Genomic DNA, 23,714 nt, shown 5'->3' with positions numbered 1-23,714 from the left:
AAGTTATTTCTTTTTATACGAACGCGCCTGGGCATTATAATCCTGGGAATTAGTCAACAATATTCAAAATCTTTTCTTGCTCTCCATCTTTCGGCTGTAACATAGCAGTATCCTTTATACATGCGGTTGTTCATGATCATAAGGAGGTAGCTTTTTCTTTTTGCAACTTCAGCCTGCAATGCAGGATCAAAGCGGCACATGAACTGTTTTTTCCTATGTTGATGCACATTTACTGTTTACCAAAAATGCCAGGCGGCCAAACATTTTCTTTTCTGTAATTTTTATGCCAGGCAACTCTGCTAGATATGTCCTCACTTTTTCTGCAAGGCTTGTAGGGTATGCCATAGTGACCTGTGATTATATCTTATTCAGGTATTCCTGCAACATAATGGTGGCTGCGATCTGGTCTACATTCTCTTTCTTTTGCCGGTTCTTTTTCTTCATGCCCATTTCCACCATTGCCTGCGAAGCCAGTTTGGAAGTGTACCGCTCGTCTACTTTTTCAACCGGAATCTGCGGGAAATTTTTCTTCAATTGTTCCACTGCTTTTTTTACCAGCGGCGTGGCATGGGTATCGCTGTCGTCCCAGTTTTTAGGCTCGCCTATCAGGATCAATTCCACTTCATTTTCAGCAAAATATTGTTTCAAGAACGGTATGAAATTTCTTGTTTCAATAGTTCTTAGCGCTGAGGCTATTATTTTCAACGGGTCTGTAACCGCAATGCCGGTGCGTTTTCCGCCATAATCAATACAAATTATCCGCGCCATAGTTTCTTGTGTAATGAATGAAGATTTAAGAGAGCATTACCAGGTCTGCGATTACAAACGCAGCAAAAACAATGCTGGCGATGCCGTTGGCAGTCATGAATGCAATATTTACTTTGCGCAGGTCATTTGGTTTTACCAGTGAATGCTGGTAGACAAGCATACCTGTAAACACCGCTACACCAATCCAGTAGAGCCAGTGTACATTTGCAAAAAAACCTATCACAACCACACATGCCGCTGATAATATATGTAATAATATTGAAAAATTTAATGCACTCCTTTTGCCCAATGCTGTGGGTATGGAATGCAGTTGCTGCGACTGGTCAAAGTCCACATCCTGCATAGCGTAAATAATATCGAATCCGCTTACCCAGAATATAACGGCAAAGGAAAGCAGCACAGGAATAAAACTATTTTCCCAACTTCCTGTCACGGCCAGGAAAGCGCCTATGGGTGCAAGTGAAAGCCCCAGTCCCAGTACCAGGTGGCAAAGCGAAGTGAATCTTTTGGTATAGCTGTAAAACAATATCACAAATAAGGCTACAGGCGACAGATAAAAACACATTTTATTGATAAAAAAAGTAGCAGTCGTAAACAGCAGGCAGTTGATGATCACAAAACGCAATGCGTTGTTGGGAGAGATAATGCCTTTAGGTATTTCGCGAATGGCTGTCCTTGGATTTTTTTCATCAAAGCTGCGGTCGAGATAACGGTTAAAACCCATCGCAGCGCTCCTGGCTGTAACCATACAAGCCAATACCAGCAACAGTTTCACAACGATCTCCGTAGTAGTATAAGTTTTGGCTACCGGCTGCATTACGCCCAAAGTAAAACCTATCATCGCAAAAGGCATCGCGAAAATAGTGTGTGAGAATTTTACTAAAGACAGGTAATTTTTAACTGTTTGCATACGTTGCAAATTTAATCATTTCCAGCATAAGAAAGGCGTAAGCCGCAAACAATCATGGCTCATCGAGGTAGGCAGCCAATAGTTTGGGAAAAGCAAACTGTTTCAGCACATCTTCTTCCACCCATTGTTGCGCATGTAGTGTACCTGGCGCCTCTGTAAAATCAATTTCTATGATCTGCGCTTTGATCTTTTGATGTGTAAGCTGCTGTTCTGTTTTAGGAAGAATATTTATTTGCTGCGGGTTCATGCTAAAAACATGGTTACAGAAATCTTTCACAGACTCAATATTCCAGTCGGTCTTCTCCTCTTTTTCTACCAGGTAAAATTCATAGAGGTTTTGCCATATATCGTTTGCTGTTCTTTTATAGATCAGCACTTTATTGCCTGCGCTTATTTTTAACCAGGTCAGGTGCCTGATCTTCTTCCGGATAATATTGTCTTTTACGGGCAGGTGATTGACCAGGCCATTCAGGTAGGCTGCGCAAAAGCTATTCATTATACAATTGTTGCACTCGGGCTTAGCAGGCTTGCAAACTGTTGCCCCAAAGTCCATGATTGCCTGGTTGTAAACTCCCGGCAATTTTTTGTCCAGGTTCTGGTGTGCCAGATCAGTGAAATATTTTTTTCCTTCCGTACTGTCTATAGGTGTATCAATGCCGTAAATTCTTGCCAGTACCCTGAACACATTGCCATCTACAACTGCATAAGGCTTGTTGAATGCAAAAGACAACATAGCAGCAGCCGTATAAGGCCCTATACCTTTAAGTTGAATGATATCTTCATAAGCATCAGGGAAGATGCCTCCTTTTTCAAAATAGATTTCGCGTGCGGTTTTCAGCAGGTTTTTGCAGCGGTTGTAGTAGCCCAGGCCTTCCCAGAGTTTGAATACGCTTTCATCACCGGCTTTTGCCAGGTCGCCAATGGCGGGGAATGCTTCCAGGAAACTTTCATAGTATTTGCGGCCTTGTTCTACGCGGGTTTGTTGCAGTATAATTTCGCTCAGCCAGATTTTATAGGGGTCTTTTACACCTTTCCACGGCATTGAGCGTTTGTTGGAGGTTTCATTCCAGGAGAGTAAATTTTTTCTGAAACGCGCTGGCTTATTCTTCATCTTCAGCAAACATTTCCCTTTCCATTTCTTCCATCTGCACCATATCCCATGCCTCGCTTTCGGTCGGCGTAATATTTAAATTATCCCATAAATCTGCATGGGTCAATTGTCTTTTTATTTCCGGTTGTATATTGCAGATTACCATAGAAGCGTTTTGTGCATAAACCTTGCTATGCATTTCGGCCAGGGTATTTAATTTTTCGCTTCCGGTTGTTAGTACATTTTTAAGGTCAATAATGATATTTTTATTGCCTGACCGGAGTATTTCCTCCACTTTTTCATTTAATTCATATGCTATATTGTCAGTAAAATCATCGTTCAGTGGTGTTAAAACATTGAATTTCTCTTTGGTATCAATTTTGATTTGCATAGCTTGTTATTGTATTAATGTAATTTTCTGATAAATAATTCTGCTAAAATAATCCTATTCGGTTACCTTAGTCAAAATTAAATTAATACTTCCTAAAAGCATCTAAATAAAAAAGGAAAAATACTTCATGGATAATAATTTTTCATTACAATTAAAAGAGGTGATCTCCTTCAGCAGGGAAGAGGCATTGAGGCTGGGAAATGATTTCATCGGGATTGAACACCTCCTGCTGGGCATTATCAAAGAAAAGCAAAATTCGGCTGTAAAGATATTGGAGCAAATGGATGTAGACGTTACCAACCTGCGCGACAGGGTGGAAGATGCAGTGAAAGACAGAAGCGGCAGGAACATTATGAACATTCACAGCTTACCGCTGACCAAACAGGCAGAAAGAGTGATACGCATTACCGTGCTGGAAGCCAAATCACTCAAGAGCTCACAGATTGAAGCCGAACATCTAATGCTGTCCATTCTCAAAAACAATGAGAACGCCGCTACCCAGATATTGAACCAGCTTGACGTTGATTACGAAAATTTTTTAAACAATGTAGGCGTAACAAAGAATGATTTCACTGCGGAATATTCAGACGAGGGTGAAGATGATTTTGAAGAGCAGGCACGCCAGTCTCAGCAAAGGCAGGCACGCGGCACAGGCGCATCTAAAAGTAAAACACCCGTACTGGACAGCTTCGGACGGGACATTACCAAGATAGCTGAGGCCGGTAACCTGGATCCTATTGTTGGAAGGGAGAAAGAAATTGAGCGTGTATCTCAGATCCTTTCACGCAGGAAAAAGAACAATCCTATACTCATCGGTGAGCCGGGCGTGGGTAAAACCGCTATTGTAGAAGGCCTGGCCTTGCGTATTGTTGAGCGTAAAGTGAGCCGTGTATTGTTTGATAAAAGAGTGATCTCTCTTGACCTTGCGGCGCTGGTTGCCGGTACAAAATACCGTGGCCAGTTTGAAGAACGCATGAAAGCCATTATGAATGAGCTGGAGAAAAACCGTGATGTGATCCTCTTCATTGATGAGATCCACACCATCGTGGGAGCAGGCGGCGCCAGCGGCTCACTGGATGCCAGCAACATTTTCAAACCTGCTTTGGCAAGAGGAGAATTACAATGTATCGGCGCCAGCACACTGGATGAATACCGCATGCATATCGAGAAAGACGGCGCTTTAGACCGGCGCTTCCAGAAAGTGCTGATAGAACCGCCTACCGTAGACGAAACCATACAGATACTCAACAACATCAAACCAAAATACGAAGAGTACCATAGCGTTACCTACTCAAATGATGCCATTGACGCCTGCGTAAAACTCAGCGACCGCTACATGACAGACCGGCTTTTGCCTGATAAGGCAATTGATGTAATGGACGAAGTGGGCGCGCGGGTGCACCTGAAAAATATACATGTGCCCCAAAATATTCTTGACCTGGAAAAGAATATTGAAGAAATAAAAGAAGAAAAAAACAAGGTTGTAAAAAACCAGCGTTTTGAAGAAGCTGCCGCATTGCGGGACACCGAAAAGAAACTGCAGCAGGAGCTGGAAACAGCCAAGGAAAAATGGGAAGAAGAAAGCAAGCACACGCGCTACCCCATTGATGAAGAGGCCATTGCGGAAGTGATCAGCATGATGACGGGCATACCCGTAAAACGAATGGTAGAAGCAGAGAATCAAAAACTCAGGAAAATGGGCGACGCCATGCGCGGCATGGTTATCGGGCAGGATGAAGCTATTTCCAAAGTTGTAAAAGCCATACAGCGCAACAGGGTGGGCCTGAAAGATCCGAAAAAACCAATCGGAACATTTATCTTCCTCGGTCCTACAGGTGTAGGAAAAACCGAATTGGCACGTGCCTTGGCGCGCAATATTTTCGACAGCGAAGATGCGCTGGTACGTATTGATATGAGTGAGTACATGGAGAAATTCTCTGTATCCCGCCTCATAGGTGCACCTCCGGGGTATGTAGGCTATGAAGAAGGCGGCCAGCTTACAGAGCGCGTACGCAGGAAACCTTACAGCGTAATTTTGTTTGACGAGATAGAAAAAGCACATCCTGATATCTACAACATTTTATTGCAGGTATTGGACGACGGGCAGCTTACAGACGGCATGGGCAGAAAGGTGGATTTTAAAAATACATTGATCATCATGACTTCCAACATTGGTGTGCGCCAGTTGAAGGAGTTTGGTGATGGTGTTGGCTTCGCAACACAGGCAAAAGTGCAGAGCCAGGAAGAAAATAATAAAGCGGTGATTGAAAAAGCGCTGAAACGTACATTCTCTCCTGAATTCCTTAACCGTATTGATGATGTGGTAATCTTTAATTCCCTTACCAAGGAAGACATATTCCAGATCATTGATATTATTATGAAGGGCGTGTACAAACGTATGCATGGCCTGGGTTACACGCTGGAAATATCCGATGAAGCCAAAGATTATATTGCTGAAAAAGGCTATGATGTACAATTTGGTGCAAGGCCGCTACACCGCGCGATCCAGAAATACCTGGAAGATCCTTTGGCTGAAGAAATCCTGAACAATACCATTACCGAAGGCGATAAGATCATTGCCCACTTTGATAAAGAGCAGGGAAAAATAATCTTTGATGTGGAGAGTAACAAAGAAACCCAGGATGCGTCTGCTCAAAGCAATGCAGAATAAAAGTTGAATAAATTGTATAATGAAAATTCCGGCGCTAACCGGGATTTTTTGTTACCTTACTTTGCCTAAGCTGAATTTTAATTGTACACCTATCAATGGCCTTTTCAGGTTCAGGTTGCCGTTGATGCCGATGCCTATGCCGGTAAATTTTGCAGGTATAAACATATACTCACATTCAAACGGGATGCAAACCGTAGAAATTTTTTGAACAATAAGTATTGTGGTGGTTGTGCCACCGCTATTGGTTACCATTTGGTCTGTGATTTTTCCTGTAAGAAAACCAAGTCCCGCGCTACCATACAGGTGTGAAAGCCTGTTCAGTTGTCTTTTGCCGGCCATTGCTGAAAATTCATGCAGGTTAAACTGATTTTCTCCCATTAGTGCATAGTCGGTATAGTTGCCATAGCGTCCCCTGTAAATCCACTTGTCGTGTTGGTAGTTGGCGCCAATAATATTCGATATAAGACCAGGGTCATGCAATACCAGCCCCACACTACCATCTATCCAAAAAAGGCTATCGCCTTGAAACTGTGCTTGTGCACCGGTACTAAAAAGCAATAAGAAAGCAGAAGAAAGTATTTTTGTGAAAAATTCTTTTTTCATAGCAGTTCTGTTTAATTAAAGTTACTACTTTAAGCAACTAAAAAACTACATAAGGAAATAATAAAAAATTTAAAAGATAATAACAAGGTTGATTTACATTCTTATAAATTTAGCTTCTGTAACTCTTTCACCACCTTGCTTACAGGCAGCCCCACAACGTTGTAATAATCTCCGTTGATAGACCCGATGCCTACAGCGCCGATCCATTCCTGTATGGCGTACGCCCCGGCTTTATCAAACGGTTTGTACTTCTCTACGTAATGAATAATCTGGTCTTTAGTTAATTCATGAAAACTTACTTCTGTCACTTCATGAAAGCTTATCTTATGTTCTGCTGCAAGGATCACGACACCGGAAATCACCAGGTGTGTGTGGCCGCTCAGCCTGCTGAGTATGTTTATAGCATCTTCGCTGTCTGTGGGTTTGCCGATGATTTTATTATGAATGGTTACAATGGTATCTGCGGCAAGGATGATCTTGCCCGGATTATTTTGTTGTACAGCCAATGCTTTCTGCAACGCAATGTATTCCGGTATTTCATACAATGATAGATTGTCAGGAAAGGTCTCATCAGTTTCAGCAGCACATACCTCGAAAGGTATTTCTGCCATTTCCAGTAATTGTTTCCTGCGCGGCGATTGAGACGCGAGTATAATTTTTTCCATGAGAGTAAAAATAAAAAATCCTGCCAGATTATGACAGGATTTTTTGAGGCTCCGAGCGGATTCGAACCGCTGTGCAAGCTTTTGCAGAGCTCTGCCTAACCCCTCGGCCACAGAGCCAAATATTGGACGGCAAAAATAATAAAAATTTATCAAATTGGCAATGTTTATTTATTGATTTAAATTAGCGTAATTAAAAATAAACAATATGACACAGGCTATTCCTGAAAGTGAACTGATCATCAACAGCCGCGGCGCGATCTATCATCTTGACGTGCGGCCGGAAGAACTGGCAGATACCATAATTACCGTTGGCGACCCTGACCGTGTAGCAGAAGTGAGCAAATATTTCGACCAGGTGGAGGTGAAAAGACAGCACCGCGAGTTCGTGACACATACCGGCACCGTAAAAGGCAAACGGATCAGCTGTGTGGGTACAGGCATTGGTCCGGATAATATTGATATTGTAATGAACGAGCTGGATGCACTGAAGAATATAGATTTTGAAGACCGTGTAGTGAAAGAAAAGCTTACAGCGCTCACCATTTTGCGGATAGGTACATGCGGTTCCCTCCAGGAAGATATTCCTGTAGACAGCATGGTTGTTGGCACACACGGCCTGGGCATTGATAACCTGCTAAATTATTACCGCATGGAAAATAATGATGAAGAAAAAGAGCTCTTGCAGCATTTCCTGGCTTTTACGCAGCTAGACGGCAATTCCCGGCCATACATTTCTTCAGCAGGCTCATCTGTATTGAAGCACTTTGTAGAAGGCTTCCATCATGGCATTACAGTCACCTGCCCCGGTTTCTACGGGCCGCAGGGCAGGGTATTGCGTTTAGGCCTCCACTATCCTAAGTTAGTGGATTCGCTCACCACCTTCCGCTATGGCCAGCACAGGATCGCGAACTTTGAAATGGAAACCAGCGCTATTTACGGCCTTGGCAAACTCTTGGGCCACCAGTGCCTGAGCATAAATACCGTGGTGGCTAACCGTGTAAGTAAAACATTCTCTAAAGACGGAAAAGCTTCTGTAGATAAAACTATTCAGTACGTTTTAAGTATTTTAGCGGCTATCTAAAGGTAAATTATTTCAAACACGATGACAATTAATTTCAGCAAGTACCAGGGCACAGGCAATGATTTTGTAATGATTGATGGCAGGGAGCGGGAGATAGCGCTTAGTAAAGAACAGGTCTCAAAACTATGCGACCGCAAATTTGGCATTGGTGCAGATGGTATCATCATTCTGAAAAATAAAGATGGTTACGACTTTGAAATGGACTACATCAACCGCGACGGCTCACGCAGCATGTGTGGAAACGGCGGCAGGTGTGCCGTACAGTTTGCAAGGCAGCTGGGGATTCAGAAACAGGAATATCATTTTTGGGCCATAGACGGTGAGCATATTGCTGCCATTGACCATGAAACACGCTGGATAAATTTAAAAATGAATGATGTAGAATCGGTTAAAAATGCGGGAAATGATTTTATACTGGATACCGGCAGCCCGCACTACGTGCGGATTGTGGAAGAGGACCTGCGCCAATACAAGGTTTTTGATGAAGGGAGAAGTATAAGATACAGTGATGCTGTGGCTCCCGAAGGAGCAAATGTAAATTTTGTAAAAGTAATCAGTGATAACGCTATATTCGTAAGGACTTATGAGCGTGGTGTAGAAGATGAAACACTTAGCTGCGGCACTGGTGTAACTGCGGCAGCGCTTACGTTTCAGCCACATACAAAGGGCTTCAGCAGAGTGTACGTGGAAACTTTAGGAGGCAGCCTTGCTATAGAGTTTGTAAAATCAGATAATCGTTTTACCAATATCCGCCTTTGCGGCCCTGCAGAATGTGTATTTAATGGCACGATTAATGTTTAATCTTTCAATAATTGACATTGTCAATGAATAGAAAATTAACCCTTTAAACAGCATATGAAACGCCTGTTGCGGCTGCCTGCGCGTTACCGGCATCTGTTACACGTTACATATGGCCATTAAAAACAAAAAACAACGTCATGAAAAAGTTATTAGTAGGCCTTTCGCTTGTCTCTATGTTGGCAGTGACCTCTTGCGGCACTATGAATAATCCGGGTATTTTAGGCTCTGTACTGGGGCAAAGTAAAGAATCATTAGCTTCAAGAGCTATCCGTGAAGTGCTTTTAAACGGTGTGTTAAGAGGTATTACCTCCTACAACGGAAACTCTAATGAATTGTATAAGCTCTTCCTGCCCAAAGACCTGGCGAACGTAGTAAATACCCTGGAGCAGCTTGGTATGGGCAGCCTTGTCAACAACGTAGTTTCACAGATCAACGAGGGAGCTAAAATGGCTATCAATGCCGCTGAACCTATTTTTAAAAACGCCATCCAGAACATCACTATCGCAGATGCCATCCAACTGGTGAATGGGGGCCAACATTCCATCACAAACTTTTTCAGGCAGAAAACTTCCGGCCAGTTAATACAGGCTTTTTTGCCGATTGTGTCTGAAAAGCTTGGCAACAGCGAAGCACTGACAACTTATTCCAGGATAGCTAATACCATTAACGCATTGCCGATCGGCAACGCAAAAATTTCTACTGATCTTTCTGAATTCGTGGCGCAACAGGCTATGAACGGCATGTTTAACCTCATAGCTCAGGAAGAAGTAAATATCCGACAGAACGTGGCAGCTCGCACATCTGAAGTGTTGCGGATCGTTTTTGCCAATCCAGGGAATTTCTAATTGTAGTTCTGTATAATTTCAAAGGTGCCTTATCAAAATTGTACCACAACGGATGAGACACCTTTTTTCGTTGGGCGAACAAATTTTAATCCTCCTTTGCTAATTTGGTGAGCGCTCTGGCTTTGTGTGCGGCAATGTGATCTGACTTGTGGCTTTTAATTTCATACTGCTGATCTTCCTCACTGGCGAGAGGGTGGTAGCCTTTATACCTGAAATTTTTTGTATGCACTTTGATGATTTTCCTGGAAGCCTTCCGGCTTCTGAGTTCCAGCTTACATCGTTCCCCTGTTTTGAATTTTACATGATAATTTTCTTAAACAGATAGTTACATGCCCAATTGTTCCCTGCCTTCCGGTGTAAGCATTTCAAAGCTCCACAGCGGATCGAAGGTTAAGTTAATTTCCGGCGTCATGGCCGGAAAGGCAATTTCCAGGGCATTCTTTACACCGTTTGTAATAGCTTCGCCCATCGGGCAGTGAGGTGTAGATAAAGTCATTGTTACCACGATATTCTTTTCATCTTTAAATTCAATGTCATAGATCAGTCCCAGGTCTACAATATTAATGAACAGCTCCGGGTCGATTACTTTGTAGAGCGCTTCCAGGGCTTTGTTTTTCTCGTTGAAGTGTTTATCTGTCGGCAGTATTACCATCTTAGTTTTGTTTATAAATCCGTCGTAGTTGTTTTGTGCATTAAAGTCTTTACAACATTATACAAATATAAAACAGATACCGCTATCCATATTGCCAGCGAGCAACGTATTACAAAAATATGATTGAATACAATGCCTGCTGCAAGCGAAAGCAATGCCGCTATAAACAGCCGGAACTGGATTGCTACCAGCTTTTCATTGTACAGGTGCTTAGGCAGCGGCACTTTTACTTTGCCCGAAAGGTTTTTGTAATGTTCGTTCCACACAATGAAAGGCAATGTTTTAAAGGTTTTGCCGAGTATGATAGCAGTGATCCATCCCATAAATAAAAGTGTGCCGTACAGTATTGTCCATTGGTTGCCTTTAAAGAAATGTATCACCGGTATTAGCAAGACAGCTGCAAGCAGGCAAAGCATAGATATAAAAGTATGCTTCATCTGTATGTCTGTTTTCTTTTTGATCCTGTTTTTATAAGTATCTGCGAGGTAGGCCATCCAGCAGGCAATGCCGGCCAGCACAATCAGCGCATATACCATGAAGCGCGCGCTGCTTGCTGAGAAATAGCCGTCCAATAAAAAAGCTGAAAGTCCGGCATTCTGCAATACAAAAGCATAGATCAATAACTTTTCTTTGCCTGATTTGCCCAATAGGAACATCGGCACCAGCTTGCTGCTTACACCGGCTATCAACTGCAGGAACCAACCTGCTAAACCCGCATGGGCGTGCAGTTTCAAAATGTCTAAATGATTTTTTTCGAAAAAAGAATTACTCAGGTTTATGGCTAAGAGCAGGCCCACTGTGGTGGTAAACAGCAGCCACACTGCCGATGAAATTAGGAACAGCTTCTGTACAGAATATTTTTTGCAGATACGGGTTGTAAAAAACACATTTACACAATAGAGCAGGGATGAACAAACAACCAGGCTGCCGCCCAATATCATCAGCCAGCCTGTGGTAAAGTTCCAGAATGAAAATCCGAGCAAGGCAGCTCCGGTGGCAAGTGTATACCAGCTAAAGCCCGCGGCTGACGGGCTATACAGGTCGCGCTCACAGATCACGGGCAGCAATTGATGCGCCGCACCGAATATGACCATGGTTCCCCAGCCGATAGCTGCTGTATGTACCATGGTGAGCAAGTGAGGATTGAAATAATGTGCTGTAAGGCTTTCAGCGCTCAGGAACATCAACAGGCACAGTATAAAAAATGCCAATGCACCTGTGAAGTAAAAAGGTAATACTGCAGTGCCCGGCGGCGCCTTGCCGATGTCTATATGGCTCATAATGGAGTTTCTGCGTTCTGATTAATTTTTAAATATAAGCATCTTTACATTTCCCTCACTGATGTTGTGCACATGTATCCGGAAATTTTTATCCGCTAATTCTTCCAGTAGGTACACTGGTACACGCTTGTGATGCACGTACAAGGCTTCGCCGCCGGGCAGTATTTCCAGTTTACCTAAAATGGTTTGCATAGGCAGTGGCATCTCCAGATGGCGCACATCAATTTCTTTGATTTTTTCCCGGGGGAACCTGCTGCATATTTTTTCAAAACTTTGAGCATCATCCATCATTACATCATCATCTGCCGTTTGTGTTTGGGCATGCTTTTGTTTCTTTAAGAAATATGTGTGAAACTCATTGTTTGAGATAGTTTCAACATAGCTGCCTGCTGCTTTTTCTTTCTCCAGCAGGTGTATCAGCGGCGTAGGCACAAAGCTGTTGATGATGCACAATATTTTTCCATCCGGCGTTTCCTTGAATTGGTGCAGAATTTCTTTCAGCGGGTCTGTGCCGTTCTCTATGATCGGCCTTACGTCAAACCTGATGATATCATCGCTTCCGGCCTGCAACAGCCATGCAGGCTTGGGGTTTTGAGCGGAAATATTATCTGCGGATTTCTCAAATATAAAGCCGATGTTTTCCAATGCTTCTGCTATTTTTTCCTCTGTGGTGCCGCCCATTTTTGCAGCTTCAGCAATGGTCACCCGCGATGCCATCACCTTCCGCAGAATAGGATTTTTTAAACGTTCCAGCGGTTTGGCTATGCGCGCAATAGCCTCTATGCTTGCTTTGTTGGCTTTGATGAGCTCGGATATTTTGGTATTGCTATTAATCTCCATATGGATTTTATTTAATCTTCAAATGTATACAGGTGTTGCAACACTGCTGCCTGGTTGTGTATTGTATCTTTTGCAGCATACACCAGTGTTACAACGGGTTGCTCTTTAATGATCTGCTTCAGGCGTTTGGTTGCTTCGTTGTTTTTCAATTCTGCTTTATACCGCTTCTTGAATTCTTTCCACTTGGCAGGATCATGGTTAAACCATTGGCGGAGTGAAGCAGATGGTGCTATGTCTTTCAGCCACTCATCTGCTGATACCTCACTTTTTTTCATCCCGCGCGGCCAGAGCCTGTCAACTAAAACCCTGTAGCCATCATTATTTTCTGCCTGCTCGTAAACGCGTTTGATTTGTATCATTTGGCTTCGAGCGCTGCAGCTTTGGGGAAAAGGATGTTGTTTTCCAGATGAATGTGCTGATGCAGGTCGGCTTCAAACTCTTTCATTTTCTCAAACAGGTAATTGTAGGAGTTGCATGCATCTGCCGGTAATGCATAGTCGTTGGTAAGCTTGCGGAAATACGTAAGGTCTTCGCCCGCTATTTCATGTTCTTTCTGCATCATCAGTATCGGCTGTTTGATGGAGTCTTGTGCTGCGCCATTGCTGCCATTGCGTTTCCCGGCTACCGCTTCCTTAATGGCAGGAAACAGGACTTTCTCTTCCTTTTCAGTATGGTTGATCAGGTCCTGCAGGAAATGATTTACAGCCTGGGCTACTTTTTTTAGTTCCGGGTGGTTTTCGCCGTGATGTTGCGCTACTTTTTCAGCCAGCCCGCTGATGGTTTGGGCATTATCTTTTACATAGCGGTGATGTGTATTCACAATATAATCTGCGAGGAAGTCGAGCTCCCATTTGTTGTAGTCCTGGGAAGCAGAGAGCGGCTTGTCTTCTACTGCTTGCAGGGCAGCTTTTAATTCTTCTTCACTGATGCCTGCTTCTTCACCGGCTTCTTTGAGTGTTTTATCGCCGCCGCAGCAAAAATCGATTCCTTTTTGTTTAAAGATTTCCGCTTTGCGAATATCTTTTGCGGCGATCTCTCCTACAGTTTCTGCGTTTGCCTCCTGTTGTTTCCTGGCTATGCGCACTTTCCACCATTGAGGGCCCTGCTCTAAATATTCCCAGGTAAAGATCGTACCGCGTTCGCCCAGAAGCTGATAGTACAAGGGTTTCGGGTCATGGTCGTTTTCGATTACAAAGCCTTCGCCGGGTTCCAGCTCATCGAAGTGTTTAAAGATAGTCGGATGTTTCAGTCTTGGTTCTATGACTGTTACATTCAGTGTACCTATTGTTGCCATTTTTTTAAATTTTTAAGTTATGAAATTAAGTGAATGTTATACCGATTTGATAGCGCCTATAAGCATCAGACAATTACCGCCTGTGTGATTTATAATTGCATGATGTTCTTTTTGAGGAAATATAAAGCAGTCTCCCGGTGAAGATTCGTAGGTGCTACTACCGATCTTAAATTGCGGGTGGCCTTCCAGCACATAAGCAAACTCCGTTTTATCCGGATGAGTATGCATGGGATAGCTGTTGCCCGGCTCTGCGCTGATCAGCTTCAGGCTGCCATTCTCAAGGTTTAATAATTCTTTTGCCAGGAAGCCTTTTACCTTGCCCGTTTTCCATTCTATATCATGAATTTTTATTTGCATGTCTATATGTTTTATTTCTTTGCTTATGGATTTATTGAATTCCTGTAATGCTCCAGTACCTGATCAGGAAAAAAAGCCCCCAGCCGGTAAATAGAATGATGATTACCCATATCCAGGTTGGAATGCTTTGCGGCGTTTCGCTCCCGCTGATGTAGAATTTTTCTGTATCGCCTTTGCTGTAGGCATTCACCATAATCGGCACTACACCGTTTACAATTGCATTGTCTTTTATGCCTTCCACCGAAATGGCCGGCCCGTTTCTGACTTCGAACGGTATCAGCCTTATGCCTTCCTTACCGGTGGCATCTTTGCTTACAACGCGCAGCATATGTTTGCCATCCACCAGCTTACGGGTGTCCAGCTCAAAGTTTACCGGCGCTTTCAATTGTGCTATCGGCGCTTTATCATCGTCTATAAATATGATTACTTCACTGGAGTCCATTGTTATCCTTTTTAAGCATTAATCTTTTAATATGGTCTGCGGATTTTTCTCCCGGGCTGATCAGGAATTTCAGCGAATAAAAAAGTGTTATCAGCACAATGATTGCTATTGACCAGATGATTACATAATCCCAGTTGCTTTGCGGCCCGGTGCCATGGGTGATGCCCTGCAACATTTTCGGTTGCTGTTTTTCACAGGCGCTACAGGCATAGCCGGCTGTGTGTGCGCATGCCAGTAGGAAAAGTAGGAATAATTGTTTCATTTTATTTTGTTTTAGCAGGTTGAGATTTTATAAATTCCATAATTTTTTTAACTTCTTCCACCGTTACTTTTTTCGCGCTGTTGCCCCAGCTGGTCCTTTCGTGGTTCATGATGGCGGTAATTTCTTCTGCAGTAAGGTTAGCTGTGGTGCCTACGGGCGGCATAGCGCCATAGCCTTCGCCTGCCCTGGCATTGTAGCCGTTGAGTATGATGTCTACAAATACTTCAATGCTGTCAGCCACTACTACTTTACTGCCTTTTAATGGCGGAAATGCGCCGGGCAATCCTTCGCCGCCGGCCTGGTGGCAGGCCTGGCAATGTGTGGTGTATAGCACGCTGCCATCCAGTGCGGGCGCTTCGCCGCTTTCGCCTGCTGCCGCTTTTGGTTTCCGCTTGTAAAGAAATTCAGGTATTGCATTGCCGTCGGGCAGCTTTGTTTGCTTTAATGATTGCAGGTAAGCAACAAGCTGCAACGCTTCTTTTTTGGCTACCACCTTTCCTTCGCCTTTTATATATCCCGCCGGTACATTCACCACAACGTCATCAGGAGCAGGTTCTTTTTTAATTTCAAACAGCCAGGAGTAGGCTGGCATTATAGATTCTTTCACCAAGATACGTGGGTTGAACAGATGCGTCAGGTTCCATTCCAGGCTTCCCTGCCTGTTGCCTACATCTGTCAGGTCAGGACCGGTACGTTCAGTGCCCATGAGTGTTGCCGTATTGCTCCATAAATCAGTCCTGGTAATGGCTGCATAGTCGGCAGCCACGCTAGGCCTCTGCCCCCATACTTTATCCATATCCACGTTGCGCACCTGTTGTGTATGGCATGCTACACAACCGTTGGCGATGTATATTTTTTTCCCTGCAACAGCTTCTTTGCTTAATGGCTCGGCGCCGGGCAAAGGCCTGTTTATTTTTTCATTGTTGAGTGCGGGAAGAATGGCAACAAATACAGTTAAGAATAAAAAGAATAAAATTGTTGTTATAAATAATTTTTTATGATCATTGAACCATTCCATTACCCCATTGTTTTAGAATTTGAAGAATTATTTTCTGTCTGTAATATTTCAATTGCTTTTTCGTTTACATCCACTATCTGCGTAGAAGGCATCATCTTATAGAGATTGTAGGCAAAGAAGAAGTGGGATATCCACATCAGTGTGCCGCCGATAGCACGCCAAAGCCAGTGAGGCGCCATTAATACCACACTATCAATAAACGGTAAGCCTTCCATCCACATTTTTCCCCTGATGGTACTACCGTACATCAGCGGCACTGTATAAAACAGCAAGCCGATAAGCGCCAACCAGAAGTGTGCACCCACGGTGATCTGCGGCGCTTCATTCCTGGTAAGGCGCGGTAGTAGAGTATAGATGGCAGCCCACAGGAAGAAGCTGATAATGCCGTACATGGTCAGGTGCGAATGTGCTACCGTAAAGTCTGTGAAGTGCCACAGGAGATTTGTGGAACGGAATGCTTCTGCTGTGCCCTGCATGGAACCGGTGAAGTAAAAAATGGTACCTACCAGGAAGAAAGGCAATGTGTAGCTGTCGGCTAACTGGTACCAGCCGCTTTTCAGCGTCATCAGGAAGTTGGTGGTGCCGGCTGCTACAGGTATTACCATGCCTACGCTTCCGAAGATAGCTACTGTCTGCAGCCACCAGGGGATTGAGCTGAAAACGAAATGGTGCGTGCCTATCAGCGTATAGAAAAGTATCTGTGTCCAGAATGCAAGAATACCGAGGCTGTAAGAATAGATCGGCTTGTTTAGCTGCTGTGGAAGATAGTAATACACTAATCCAAGCGTGAACATCATAAACCACATGCCTACGCCCTGGTGCATGTAGTATCCCTGGATAATGGTTTCTCCCAACCCGTTTTGCCACGCAGGCACATAAGCCACGATTGCAATGGTTATGCCGAACATAATGGCTGCTACAATATACCAGTTGGAAATGTAAATCTCTTTGGTTTCCCTGCGTGCAATTGTTTTTAAAAAGTTGTACAGCGTAAGCGCCAGCGCTATGCCGAACAGCAACATGATTGGCCAGATATATTCCCGGTACTCGCCGCCGCCATTGTTGATGCCGGCCATCAGCGCAATGTTTCCCAATAATACTGTGGCATTGATGAGGTATAAGGCATACCAGCCAAGCTTGTAACTAAATAAAGGTTTATTGCCCACCCGCGGTACGGAATAGTATCCCAGTCCCAGCATGCCCAGCGACGCCCACCCCCAGAAAACCGTGTTTGTGTGTACCGGCCGCAACCGCCCGAAGCTAAGCCAGCTAAGGCTGTCAGCGTCAGGCGCTACAAACTTTATCCCGAGGTATTCACCTACCGTGGTACCGAATATCAGCCAGAAGGTAGCTGTGATCAGGTACCAGATCACCAGCCTGCTCAGTTCAGGCGCCACTGCTGTACGTAATGCAGCTTTTCTTTTGATGGCAACGAACGGCAGACCTTTTTCTTCCTGGATGCTGATTAAGCCTTTACTGTCTTCCGGTGCCAGTTCGCCGGAGAGTTCTTTATGAGAAAGCCGGTAGCTGATGGCAGCGTTTCGTTTTGCTGCTTCCTGCTCTATTTCCACCGCCGGCAGGGAATCTAAATATTCTGCCAGCTTGCGCGCCTTTCTTTCATTGATGTCTGCATTATGCCTGGCTGCTACTTTCTTTATTTTAATGGCCATGAATATCAGCGCGAATAATACCGGAATTATCAGTAAAAATATCGTGATAAGTATGCCCGTTTCTGATAGCAATGGCTTTGTATCTTGTGTTGCCTGGGCAGAGGCCGGTATGGAAGCAGCCAATATGCCCGTAAGCAATAGCCAAATGGATGCTGTATGTGACCGGTCATGTTTTTTACGTTTGACTGAGGCCAGCAGTTTATTTACCTGATCTGCATCCATTTTTGCCAACTGGTTTTTGAATGTGCGGTCATCAAAACCTTTACGTGCTTTTTTGGCCATATCAGTCATTTTCTTTGTTTTTTGCTGCATCCACAATGCGATCAGGATTATTACTATCAGCAATAATATCAGTAATATATGGAGCGGTTGAAAATTGTACATTTTCTTTAAATTTATATATTCGTATCCTTTTGTCCTATTTTAATTCAAAAAATTTTTTATTGCCTTTTCAAAAATAATTTTGCGTTTTCCAGACCTGATTTAAACTGGTTTAGATTTGCCTTCTTATAAATGTTATACAATTCCCTGCGGGTGTGTTTGTACTCATGGTGTATGGGGCACGGGTTCTTCTCAGAACAATAATTGAGGCCAACGCCGCAACCTTTGAATATCTTATCCCCGTCGATAGCTATAATTATATCTGCAAGGGAAGCTTTGGCATTTTCTTCATTAACATAAAATCCTCCATACCTGCCTTTTGACGACTGAAGGAAACCTTTTTTACTCAAGCCCTGTAAAATTTTCCCTATAAAAAGTTCCGGCGAGTCAATATTCTCTGATATCTCCTTAATGTTTACCATGTTGCCGTCTTTGGAATGCTGTGCCAGGTATATCATGGCCCTGAGGGCATATTCACAGGTTTTGGAAAGCATGTTATTTGATTTCGGTGCAAATATAAGAAATGTTTTAATTCAGACAAATACATACGAATAAAACGGAAGGCTAAAACATGCTTGTGTAATTGCAGTTATCGCATATTTTTGCAAAACATTGTAACAAGCCATCAGAATGCGCTCAAAAATTATCCTTTGCTATCTTCTATTGCTTTCCGGTGAGTACGATTACCGTATCACGGGCGAGAGCATTGATTTCGGCTATCTGTCTATCATCGGCCCTGTAAAATTAAATTTCAGCTATTCCAATGCTATTGGCGGATGGCGCGGGTTTTTCAGTTTCGGGCACAAGTTTTAATAAACCATTATCTTTGCGGCTCATTCTATGTCTTAATAATTTAGCGCTCATGCACGTTTTAAAGAATATTTTTTCCGGGTTAATATTCCTGTTGTTTTTGCTTGCGGGTTGTAAAACCGCCAATGTGGTTTATTTGAAAGATTTCGGTGCGATGCCGGACAGCAGGCAAAATACTGCCGTTGCCGCCGCAAAGCTGGTGCAGTTCTTGCAATCGCATAAAGATGCCGGACCATTAACCGTTCATGTTCCCAAAGGTGTTTATCATTTTTATGAGACAGATGCGTTGGTAAGAGAATACTACATTTCCAATCATGACCAGGACAATCCTAAAAAAGTTGGTATAGAACTGAAGCAATTAAAAAATATTACGATAGACGGGAACGGCTCTACATTTATCTTTCACGGGCGCATGATACCACTGGCTATTCTGCATAGCCGGAACATTACCATAAAAAATATTTCTTTTGATTTTGAACTGCCGGCGCTCCGGCAGCTGAATGTATTGGAAGCAAATAAAAATACGGGCGAAGTAATTGCAGAGATTTACCCCAAAGCCAACTACCAGATTAAAAACAATAAGCTGGTGGTCCTGGGAGAGGGCTATGAATTTGAGCCCTCAGTGGCAATGGCTTTCAATGAAAATAAACGGCTCACTTACATACGCAGGGATGTAGGTTTTTCACCGCGCACGGTTGAGGAGGTCAGGCCGGATGTACTGAAGATCAGTGGCTGGAAGGAAGCCGCATTCACCTCTCCCGGTGAGCGCTATGTACTGCGCACCTATTACCGGCCAACGCCGGGGATATTTGTCAGCGAAAGCAAAGACATTACTTTGCACAATGTAAAAGTACACTACGCTGAAGGTATGGGGATGCTCGCGCAAATGAGTGAGAACATTACACTGGATAGTTTTGCAGTAGCCCTGAAAGGAAAGGATGATCCGCGCTATTTTACTACACAGGCAGATGCTACCCATTTTTCTGCTTGTAAGGGAAAGATCATTTCCAGGAATGGTTTGTACGAAGGCATGGCAGATGATGCCATTAATGTGCACGGCACCTACCTGCGGGTAGTAAAAATAGTAAACGGCCATACACTTCATGCCAGGTATATGCACCCCCAGGCATGGGGCTTTAAATGGGGCGAAGCAGGAGATAACGTGCAATTTATAGAGTCAGCAAAAATGGAACTGGTAGGAGATAACTATACCAATAAAATAAAAATCATAAAACCCTTGGATAAGCCCGACGACTTTGGCGCCAGGGAATTTGAAATAGTATTTGAAAAACCTCTGCCTGCACAGGTTTCAGCAGATGGCACATACGGTTTGGAAAACCTTGCCTGGACGCCTGAGGTTTATTTTACCAACAACATTATCAGAAACAACAGGGCACGCGGAGCGCTGTTCAGTACACCTAAGAAAGTGGTTTGCAGTGATAATATTTTTGATCATACACACGGTACGGCCATACTGCTTTGCGGCGACTGCAACGGCTGGTTTGAGACGGGCGCGTGTAAGGATGTGGAGATCAGCAATAATACGTTTATCAATGCACTTACGGCAAATTATCAGTTTACCAATGCGGTGATCTCTATTTATCCTGAAATACCGGATTTAAAAAACCAGCGAAAATACTTCCACTCAGGCATTGTGATCAAAGACAACAAATTTGATATGTTTGACCGCCCGGTTCTGTATGCAAAGTCTACGAATGGCCTGCGTTTTGAGAACAACACTATTGTTTACAACAAAGAATTTGCGCCTTTTCACTGGAATAAGCACCTGTTCTTTTTTGAAAAAGTGAGGAACGTGGTAATCAGCAATAACAAATTTCAAAAAATTTTAAAACCTGCAGAGGATGTAAGAATTGAATTGAGTGATTCTGCAACCATTAAAATTGGTAATAATCAGTAAGATAAATTTGGCTGGAGCTATAAAAAAGGCCTCTCTTTAGAGAAGCCCTATGTGTAAGTGCGGATGGAGGGAGTCGAACCCGCACGCCTCGCGGCGCTAGATCCTAAGTCTAGTGCGTCTACCAATTTCGCCACATCCGCCTGGTAAAGAACCTGTCCGAACGGTAATTCGGGCTGCAAATATAAGATTAATTTTGTTCCGGCAAATTTTTGCGCGTATTTTCTCGTAAAATAGTACGATCGCACCTGTATGTCAACAATTTATAATTAAAGCCATATAATAGCGCAACAATGTTTTCTTAAAAACTAAGTTCTATCTTTGCGGCTGGTATTTTATTGATATTTTTGCGGTTAGGTTCGTATTTTTACACATAAAATAAATTCTTTGGCAAAAGAGATGAAGCATGAATTGAGGGAGAACTCCACCAGTTCGAACAAAGCTGTATCGTGGTTGTGGAAACTTTTCTTTATAGGTATTATCTCGGTAATACTGTTACTGCTTTTGGCAAATTTCGGCGCATTCGGCAGCATGCCATCCATTGAAGAATTGCAGAATCCAAAAGCATCAGAGGCCAGCCAGGTACTGGCAGACGACGGTACACTGATGGGGAAATTTTACCGGCAGGACAGGGTGAATGTAGATTTCAAGGAGATCAGCCCATATGTGATTCAATCTCTAATAGCAACAGAAGATGAGCGCTTCTTCGATCACAGCGGCATAGACATGCGTTCGCTGGCTAGAGCTTTGTTCTCGCTCGGAAGAGAAGGCGGTGGTAGTACTATCACCATGCAGACAGCCAAGAACCTCTTCACCGATTATAGCACAAAAACAATTACCAGGCTTATTCAGAAAATAAAAGAAGCCATCATTGCTATAAAACTGGAAAGGAATTTTACTAAGGAAGAGATTATTACACTTTACTTAAATACAGTACCTTTTGGTGATAATGTATACGGCATCAGGAACGCAGCCCGTACTTTTTACCAGAAAAATCCCGACAGGCTATCTATAGACGAATCAGCGGTACTTATCGGTATGCTCAAAGCCTCAACTTACTACAACCCGAGAAAGAACCCTGAAAATTCTTTACGCAGGAGAAACACGGTGATCAACCAGATGGCACGCAATAAATACATCACCGAAGCGGAAGCCGATAAGTTTAAATCTAAACCCATAGACATGAGCCGTTATAAAAAAATAACGGATGCTACTGGTATCGCTCCTTACTTCAGGGTAGTGCTATTGAACGAAGTAAATGAATGGTGTGCCACCCATAAGAAAGGAGACGGCACCAACTATGACGTTTACAAAGACGGGCTTAAGATCTATACCACCATCAACCCTAAGCTACAGTTGTATGCAGAAGAGGCGGTGAGTAAACATTTAAGTTACGCTCAGAAGATACTCAACAGCCAGCAAAATATCAAAAGCGGCTCCGTATGGAAAACATCCGTAGGCAAAAGAACACTGGACCACTGGATGAAGCGTAGTGAACGCTGGCGCAATAACAAAGACCGGGGCATGAGCGATGCAGATAATGCCAAAACTTTTACCGTAAAAGTACCCATGACCGTTTTTGCCTGGAATAAAGACAGGAGCGAAAGAGTGGAAATGACGCCGCTTGACTCCATCAAATACCACCGGCAGATGTTGCAGGTAGGCTTCATGGCTATGGAACCCCTCAGCGGAGCGGTAAAAGCATGGGTGGGCGGTATTGATTTTAAAACTTACGGCTTCGACCACGTGAATGTAAAAACCAAAAGGCAGGTGGGATCTACCATCAAGCCATTGTTATATTGCCTGGCTATTGACCAGGGAGGCTTTACACCTTCTACCAGCGTGCAGGATGTGCAGCAATATTTTAAAGGCTTTGGCGCCGTGCCTGCAACAGGCAGTACCTGTACCGGCAGAACAGTGAGTATGACCAGTGCACTGGCATGGTCCAGAAACTGTGCCACGGCTTACATCATGAAACAGTTGAACCCTGAAAGAAATGAGGGAGCCAAAATGTTTGTAAACTTCCTGAAGCTTTGCGGCATTAAATCAAAGCTGGAGCCATACCCGTCTATTGCTTTGGGAGCGGCAGAGATTTCATTGTATGAAATGATGCAGGCGTACAGCATATTCCCGGGAAGAGGTTTTAATGTAGCCCCCATGCTGGTGACCAGGATTGAATCTTCCAACGGCACCGTATTGTTTCAAAATACACCTAAACGTACAGAGGTAGTGAGTGATATGGCAGCTACACAAACCGTTACCATGATGCAGCAGGTGGTAAATTCAGGTACGGCCAGAGGTATCTGGGGCTATGGGGTAAAGGGCGAGCTCGCGGGAAAAACAGGTACTACCAACGACAACAGTGATGCCTGGTATATTGGCTACTCGCCGCAACTGATCGCAGGTGTATGGACGGGCTGCGACGACAGGTTTATAAGAATATCAAGCAATACTTCCGGCCAGGGTTCCAGGCTGGCGATGCCTGTCTGGGCATATTTCTATGAAAAAGCAACGAAAGATAAGCAAACAGGCATTACAGATACGCTTACATTTAATGAATACTACAGCGATAACAGGTCTATCTTCTATGACTGGGTATTTGATCCTGTGCCGGATTCTGTGATACAGATTGAAGGCTTTGAAGATCCTTTCCTTCATGAAGCCGTTCCTTCGATACCTGAAATAGGCGGAGAAAGCGATACAATGGACCGTGCTACCAGCAACCAGCCTGCAGTGGGCGGCGCCAAAGTAGAAAAGAAAACCGACCCATCATCAGGCCAGTCACCAAACCAGGGTCAGGCGGAACAAAAGCCAAGACAGAATATTTTTAACCGTGTGTTTGGAGGGAAGCGCAACCGTGAAAACAATGACCAGCAGCAAGGCAACAGTGAACCTGCGACTAAGCCATAATGTGAATGGTGAATGGTGATTGGTGAATGGTGAATGGTGATTGGAGATTGGTGATTGA

26 protein-coding genes and 2 tRNA genes are annotated in these 23,714 nt (G+C 43.7%); 7 read left to right on the top strand and 21 right to left on the bottom strand.

Annotation, left to right across the window (positions count from 1 at the left end; translation table 11 throughout):
- Positions 1–53 precede the first annotated feature (53 nt).
- From OD355_RS11220 to OD355_RS11200, 5 genes are all read right to left on the bottom strand, one after another.
- A complete protein-coding gene (locus OD355_RS11220; RefSeq protein WP_263038575.1) occupies positions 54–200 on the bottom strand; it encodes a hypothetical protein in 147 nt (48 codons plus the stop codon).
- Positions 201–357: 157 nt separating this feature from the next.
- The gene (gene ruvX, locus OD355_RS11215) at positions 358–768 is read right to left on the bottom strand and encodes a Holliday junction resolvase RuvX (protein WP_263038574.1); all 411 of its coding nucleotides are present in this window, start codon (positions 766–768) and stop codon (positions 358–360) included.
- Between the two features lie 25 nt (positions 769–793).
- Positions 794–1,678, bottom strand: a complete 885-nt coding sequence (locus tag OD355_RS11210) for a UbiA-like polyprenyltransferase (RefSeq protein ID WP_263038573.1) — start codon at positions 1,676–1,678, stop codon at positions 794–796.
- 52 nt (positions 1,679–1,730) lie between these two features.
- On the bottom strand, positions 1,731–2,789 hold the full coding sequence (gene mutY, locus OD355_RS11205; RefSeq protein ID WP_263038572.1) for an A/G-specific adenine glycosylase: 1,059 nt from the start codon (positions 2,787–2,789) through the stop codon (positions 1,731–1,733).
- On the bottom strand, positions 2,779–3,159 hold the full coding sequence (locus OD355_RS11200) for an STAS domain-containing protein (protein ID WP_263038571.1): 381 nt from the start codon (positions 3,157–3,159) through the stop codon (positions 2,779–2,781). The genes mutY and OD355_RS11200 overlap by 11 nt, the downstream gene beginning before the upstream one ends.
- A gap of 127 nt (positions 3,160–3,286) precedes the next feature.
- Between OD355_RS11200 and OD355_RS11195 the strand changes: the two genes are divergently transcribed.
- A complete protein-coding gene (locus tag OD355_RS11195) occupies positions 3,287–5,830 on the top strand; it encodes an ATP-dependent Clp protease ATP-binding subunit (protein ID WP_263038570.1) in 2,544 nt (847 codons plus the stop codon).
- Between the two features lie 51 nt (positions 5,831–5,881).
- Here OD355_RS11195 and OD355_RS11190 read toward each other — a convergent pair whose 3' ends face one another.
- The 3 genes from OD355_RS11190 to OD355_RS11180 form a co-directional block, all read right to left on the bottom strand.
- The gene (locus OD355_RS11190; protein WP_263038569.1) at positions 5,882–6,433 is read right to left on the bottom strand and encodes a hypothetical protein; all 552 of its coding nucleotides are present in this window, start codon (positions 6,431–6,433) and stop codon (positions 5,882–5,884) included.
- A 101-nt stretch (positions 6,434–6,534) separates the two neighbouring features.
- The gene (locus tag OD355_RS11185; RefSeq protein WP_263038568.1) at positions 6,535–7,098 is read right to left on the bottom strand and encodes a Maf family protein; all 564 of its coding nucleotides are present in this window, start codon (positions 7,096–7,098) and stop codon (positions 6,535–6,537) included.
- Positions 7,099–7,144: 46 nt separating this feature from the next.
- Positions 7,145–7,215: transfer RNA gene (locus OD355_RS11180), tRNA-Cys, on the bottom strand.
- 88 nt (positions 7,216–7,303) lie between these two features.
- On the opposite strand from OD355_RS11180, the gene OD355_RS11175 reads away from it, so the two are divergent.
- The 3 genes from OD355_RS11175 to OD355_RS11165 all read left to right on the top strand — a co-directional run bounded on the left by OD355_RS11175 (position 7,304) and on the right by OD355_RS11165 (position 9,825).
- Positions 7,304–8,179, top strand: a complete 876-nt coding sequence (locus OD355_RS11175) for a nucleoside phosphorylase (RefSeq protein ID WP_263038567.1) — start codon at positions 7,304–7,306, stop codon at positions 8,177–8,179.
- Between the two features lie 21 nt (positions 8,180–8,200).
- Positions 8,201–8,980: a diaminopimelate epimerase gene (dapF, locus tag OD355_RS11170; protein WP_263038566.1), complete on the top strand. Its 780-nt coding sequence runs from the start codon at positions 8,201–8,203 to the stop codon at positions 8,978–8,980.
- A gap of 137 nt (positions 8,981–9,117) precedes the next feature.
- Positions 9,118–9,825 carry a DUF4197 domain-containing protein gene (locus OD355_RS11165; RefSeq protein WP_263038565.1) on the top strand — a complete coding sequence of 236 codons (708 nt, stop codon included), beginning with the start codon at positions 9,118–9,120 and terminating at the stop codon, positions 9,823–9,825.
- An 85-nt stretch (positions 9,826–9,910) separates the two neighbouring features.
- Here the strand turns inward: OD355_RS11165 and OD355_RS11160 are convergent, their stop codons facing one another.
- The 12 genes from OD355_RS11160 to OD355_RS11105 all read right to left on the bottom strand — a co-directional run bounded on the left by OD355_RS11160 (position 9,911) and on the right by OD355_RS11105 (position 18,515).
- A complete protein-coding gene (locus OD355_RS11160; protein ID WP_263038564.1) occupies positions 9,911–10,054 on the bottom strand; it encodes a hypervirulence associated TUDOR domain-containing protein in 144 nt (47 codons plus the stop codon).
- Positions 10,055–10,150: 96 nt separating this feature from the next.
- Complete coding sequence (locus OD355_RS11155) at positions 10,151–10,477, bottom strand: metal-sulfur cluster assembly factor (RefSeq protein WP_263038563.1); 327 nt, start codon at positions 10,475–10,477, stop codon at positions 10,151–10,153.
- Positions 10,478–10,488: 11 nt separating this feature from the next.
- Positions 10,489–11,757, bottom strand: coding sequence for a cbb3-type cytochrome c oxidase subunit I (locus OD355_RS11150; protein WP_263038562.1), 1,269 nt, complete (start codon positions 11,755–11,757; stop codon positions 10,489–10,491).
- A 21-nt stretch (positions 11,758–11,778) separates the two neighbouring features.
- Complete coding sequence (locus tag OD355_RS11145; RefSeq protein ID WP_263038561.1) at positions 11,779–12,597, bottom strand: DUF2249 domain-containing protein; 819 nt, start codon at positions 12,595–12,597, stop codon at positions 11,779–11,781.
- 11 nt (positions 12,598–12,608) lie between these two features.
- Positions 12,609–12,956 carry a DUF488 domain-containing protein gene (locus tag OD355_RS11140; RefSeq protein ID WP_263038560.1) on the bottom strand — a complete coding sequence of 116 codons (348 nt, stop codon included), beginning with the start codon at positions 12,954–12,956 and terminating at the stop codon, positions 12,609–12,611.
- Positions 12,953–13,891 (bottom strand): iron-sulfur cluster repair di-iron protein, encoded by a 939-nt coding sequence (gene ric / locus OD355_RS11135; protein WP_263038559.1) that lies wholly within the window; start codon positions 13,889–13,891, stop codon positions 12,953–12,955. Before ric ends, OD355_RS11140 begins: the two co-directional genes overlap by 4 nt.
- A 36-nt stretch (positions 13,892–13,927) precedes the next feature.
- On the bottom strand, positions 13,928–14,248 hold the full coding sequence (locus OD355_RS11130; RefSeq protein ID WP_263038558.1) for a cupin domain-containing protein: 321 nt from the start codon (positions 14,246–14,248) through the stop codon (positions 13,928–13,930).
- 31 nt (positions 14,249–14,279) lie between these two features.
- Positions 14,280–14,690 (bottom strand): cytochrome C, encoded by a 411-nt coding sequence (locus tag OD355_RS11125; RefSeq protein WP_263038557.1) that lies wholly within the window; start codon positions 14,688–14,690, stop codon positions 14,280–14,282.
- Complete coding sequence (locus tag OD355_RS11120) at positions 14,677–14,952, bottom strand: hypothetical protein (protein WP_263038556.1); 276 nt, start codon at positions 14,950–14,952, stop codon at positions 14,677–14,679. Before OD355_RS11120 ends, OD355_RS11125 begins: the two co-directional genes overlap by 14 nt.
- Before the next feature lies 1 nt (position 14,953).
- On the bottom strand, positions 14,954–15,970 hold the full coding sequence (locus OD355_RS11115) for a cytochrome c (protein WP_263038555.1): 1,017 nt from the start codon (positions 15,968–15,970) through the stop codon (positions 14,954–14,956).
- Complete coding sequence (locus tag OD355_RS11110) at positions 15,970–18,024, bottom strand: cbb3-type cytochrome c oxidase subunit I (protein WP_263038554.1); 2,055 nt, start codon at positions 18,022–18,024, stop codon at positions 15,970–15,972. Before OD355_RS11110 ends, OD355_RS11115 begins: the two co-directional genes overlap by 1 nt.
- Before the next feature lie 56 nt (positions 18,025–18,080).
- Positions 18,081–18,515 carry an RrF2 family transcriptional regulator gene (locus OD355_RS11105; protein ID WP_263038553.1) on the bottom strand — a complete coding sequence of 145 codons (435 nt, stop codon included), beginning with the start codon at positions 18,513–18,515 and terminating at the stop codon, positions 18,081–18,083.
- A gap of 136 nt (positions 18,516–18,651) precedes the next feature.
- On the opposite strand from OD355_RS11105, the gene OD355_RS11100 reads away from it, so the two are divergent.
- Positions 18,652–18,834 carry a hypothetical protein gene (locus tag OD355_RS11100; protein WP_263038552.1) on the top strand — a complete coding sequence of 61 codons (183 nt, stop codon included), beginning with the start codon at positions 18,652–18,654 and terminating at the stop codon, positions 18,832–18,834.
- A gap of 49 nt (positions 18,835–18,883) precedes the next feature.
- Positions 18,884–20,749 carry a right-handed parallel beta-helix repeat-containing protein gene (locus tag OD355_RS11095; RefSeq protein WP_263038551.1) on the top strand — a complete coding sequence of 622 codons (1,866 nt, stop codon included), beginning with the start codon at positions 18,884–18,886 and terminating at the stop codon, positions 20,747–20,749.
- A 58-nt stretch (positions 20,750–20,807) separates the two neighbouring features.
- Here OD355_RS11095 and OD355_RS11090 read toward each other — a convergent pair.
- A tRNA-Leu gene (locus OD355_RS11090) sits at positions 20,808–20,889 on the bottom strand.
- A 244-nt stretch (positions 20,890–21,133) separates the two neighbouring features.
- Here OD355_RS11090 and OD355_RS11085 point away from each other — a divergent pair.
- Positions 21,134–23,656 (top strand): transglycosylase domain-containing protein, encoded by a 2,523-nt coding sequence (locus tag OD355_RS11085; protein ID WP_263038550.1) that lies wholly within the window; start codon positions 21,134–21,136, stop codon positions 23,654–23,656.
- The last annotated feature ends 58 nt before the right edge of the window (positions 23,657–23,714 follow it).

Origin of the sequence: Haoranjiania flava, assembly GCF_025631005.1 — a bacterium.
GTDB classification, from domain to species: domain Bacteria; phylum Bacteroidota; class Bacteroidia; order Chitinophagales; family Chitinophagaceae; genus Haoranjiania; species Haoranjiania flava.
Note: the sequence above shows the minus strand (reverse complement) of the source record. Positions and strands in the feature narration are given on the sequence as shown.